This is a genomic window from Rhizobium sp. FG113 (assembly GCF_057809895.1).
Map to the genome: position 1 here is coordinate 1 of NZ_JBMDKV010000050.1, position 3,504 is coordinate 3,504.

The following is a 3,504-nucleotide window of genomic DNA, read 5'->3' on the forward strand; positions in this document are numbered from 1 at the left end:
TTTCGATCAGAGAAGATTTTATGTTGCGTTTAGCAGACCTGGCAGCGACCGACTCTCCCGCGTCTTAAGACGAAGTACCATAGGCGCAGGGGCGTTTCACGGCCGTGTTCGGAATGGGAACGGGTGCAGCCGCCCCGCCATAACCACCAGGTCAGCGAAGCGCAACGATGAGAAGCTGGTGAGGCCGGTTAGGCCTCGTTTTTAGTCTTGAACACGTCTTGGCATCATGGCCGTCTTTCGACGGCATGAGCATAAGCAATGAGAACAATTAAGCCGATCGAGCTATTAGTAACGGTAAGCTTCACACATTGCTGCGCTTCCACACCCGTCCTATCAACGTGGTCGTCTTCCACGGCTCTGATAGGGAATACTCGTTTTCAGGTTGGTTTCCCGCTTAGATGCCTTCAGCGGTTATCCATTCCATATGTAGCTACCCTGCTATGCCGTTGGCACGACAACAGGTCCACCAGAGATATGTCCATCCCGGTCCTCTCGTACTAGGGACAGATCCTGTCAATATTCCTACACCCACGGCAGATAGGGACCGAACTGTCTCACGACGTTCTGAACCCAGCTCACGTACCGCTTTAATTGGCGAACAGCCAAACCCTTGGGACCTGCTCCAGCCCCAGGATGCGATGAGCCGACATCGAGGTGCCAAACAACCCCGTCGATATGGACTCTTGGGGGTCATCAGCCTGTTATCCCCGGCGTACCTTTTATCCGTTGAGCGATGGCCCTTCCACGCGGGACCACCGGATCACTATGACCGACTTTCGTCTCTGCTCGACTTGTCAGTCTCGCAGTCAGGCGGGCTTATGCCATTGCACTCGACGACCGATTTCCGACCGGTCTGAGCCCACCATCGCGCGCCTCCGTTACTCTTTCGGAGGCGACCGCCCCAGTCAAACTACCCACCATACACTGTCCCGGATCCGGATAACGGACCGCGGTTAGACATCCATGACGATAAGGGTGGTATTTCAAGGATGGCTCCACAGAAACTGGCGTCCCTGCTTCAAAGCCTACCACCTATCCTACACATGCCGACACGAATGCCAGTGTAAAGCTATAGTAAAGGTGCACGGGGTCTTTCCGTCTGACCGCAGGAACCCCGCATCTTCACGGGGAATTCAATTTCACTGAGTCTATGTTGGAGACAGCGGGGAAGTCGTTACGCCATTCGTGCAGGTCGGAACTTACCCGACAAGGAATTTCGCTACCTTAGGACCGTTATAGTTACGGCCGCCGTTTACTGGGGCTTCAGTTCAAAGCTTGCACCTCTCCCTTTAACCTTCCAGCACCGGGCAGGCGTCAGACCCTATACGTCGTCTTGCGACTTCGCAGAGCCCTGTGTTTTTGATAAACAGTCGCTACCCCCTGGTCTGTGCCACCCCATAATAGTTGCCTAGCATGGGGTCACGCTTCTTCCGAAGTTACGCGTGCAATTTGCCGAGTTCCTTCAACATAGTTCTCTCAAGCGCCTTGGTATACTCTACCTGACCACCTGTGTCGGTTTCGGGTACGGTCTATAATGATGGAGCTATTTCCTGGAACCGCTTCCCTGCACCCACAATCCAATAAGTGAATACAAGTTACGCAATCCGTCACTACCACCAGGCCCACGAATATTAACGTGGTTCCCATCGACTACGCGTTTCCGCCTCGCCTTAGGGGCCGGCTAACCCTGCTCAGATTAACTTTAAGCAGGAACCCTTGGTCTTTCGGCGAGAGGGTCTCTCACCCTCTTTATCGTTACTCATGTCAACATTCGCACTTCCGATACCTCCAGGATGTCTCACGACTGTCCCTTCACAGGCTTACGGAACGCTCCGCTACCACGTGCATTACTGCACATCCTCAGCTTCGGTGCATGGCTTCAGCCCCGTTACATTTTCGGCGCAAAGACCCTTATTTAGACCAGTGAGCTGTTACGCTTTCTTTAAATGATGGCTGCTTCTAAGCCAACATCCTGGTTGTTTTGGGATCCTCACATCCTTTCCCACTTAGCCATGACTTGGGGACCTTAGCTGGAGGTTAGGGTTGTTGCCCTTTTCACGACGGACGTTAGCACCCGCCGTGTGTCTGCCGAGTAGTACTCCCGGGTATTCGGAGTTTGGTTAGGATCAGTAAGACGGTGAGTCCCCATAGCCCATCCAGTGCTCTACCCCCCGGGGTATTCGCTCGACGCTCTACCTAAATAGATTTCGCGGAGAACCAGCTATTTCCGAGTTTGATTGGCCTTTCACCCCTAACCACAAGTCATCCCAATCTATTGCAACAGATGCGGGTTCGGTCCTCCAGTTGGTGTTACCCAACCTTCAACCTGCTCATGGCTAGATCACTCGGTTTCGGGTCTAATGCAACAAACTAAATCGCCCTATTCAGACTCGCTTTCGCTTCGCCTACACCTACCGGCTTAAGCTTGCTTGTTACACTAAGTCGTTGACCCATTATACAAAAGGTACGCCGTCACCCTTTCAGGCTCCGACTGTTTGTAGGCATCCGGTTTCAGGTTCTATTTCACTCCCCTTGTCGGGGTGCTTTTCACCTTTCCCTCACGGTACTTGTTCGCTATCGGTCATGCACGAGTACTTAGGCTTGGATAGTGGTCTACCCACGTTCAGACAGGGTTTCACGTGCCCCGCCCTACTCTAGGACAATGAGTGTTCTACGCGTACGGGGCTATCACCCGCTACGGCCCAACTTTCCAGAAGGTTCCGCTTTATTCCTCATTGCCACTGGCCTGGTCCGCGTTCGCTCGCCACTACTTGCGGAGTCTCGGTTGATGTCCTTTCCTTCGGGTACTTAGATGTTTCAGTTCCCCGAGTTCGCTTCTTACACCCTATTTTATTCAGGTGTAGATACCTTATCACAATGCTTGGAAACCACTCGGGTTCTGTCCTCACGGCCAAAGGCCTGCGGACGGCGCGCCGGATAACCGGCGACGGGCTACCGCCCTACGAAGTTTCCCTCGCAAGGCTGAGCCAACCAGAATGATTTTCCAAGCATTTAAGGTGGGTTTCCCCATTCGGATATCCATGGATCAAAGCTTATTCGCAGCTCCCCACGGCTTTTCGCAGCGTATCACGTCCTTCATCGCCTGTGCATGCCAAGGCATCCACCAAATGCCCTTACGACACTTAATCGTTCTCATTGCCAATGCTCATCAGTTAGCTCAGCATTCCCAGAGGAATGCGAAAGCAACGCGGTTACCTTTTACAACCGCGTCATCTCATGATGCCATCGACGTGTTCGATCGGATCACTTTATTGGAACTACGCCGAGCAGTTCACTTGTGTCCGATCTTTAAGACCAGCTTCTCGAGATTAAATCCGGTACCGCGCGGTCAGGCAACGGTAATCCGATTGTTGATCAGACAGTGTCAAAGACACCGAACAACCAACAATCCAGAGCGACAAGCTTCCTACCTACCTCCAGTCCCTCTTTCGCTTCCGGCCGGCTAGGCCATTCACGACGTCATTGGAACTGGGCTCGGACGTC

At 53.0% G+C, this 3,504-nt stretch carries 2 rRNA genes; both read right to left on the bottom strand.

The features are described 5' to 3' along the window. Positions 1-36: 36 nt before the first annotated feature. Positions 37-151 (bottom strand): 5S ribosomal RNA (rrf, locus tag ACODTZ_RS36005). Positions 152-264: 113 nt separating this feature from the next. After that, positions 265-3,149: ribosomal RNA gene (locus ACODTZ_RS36010) — 23S ribosomal RNA — on the bottom strand. Positions 3,150-3,504: the final 355 nt, after the last annotated feature.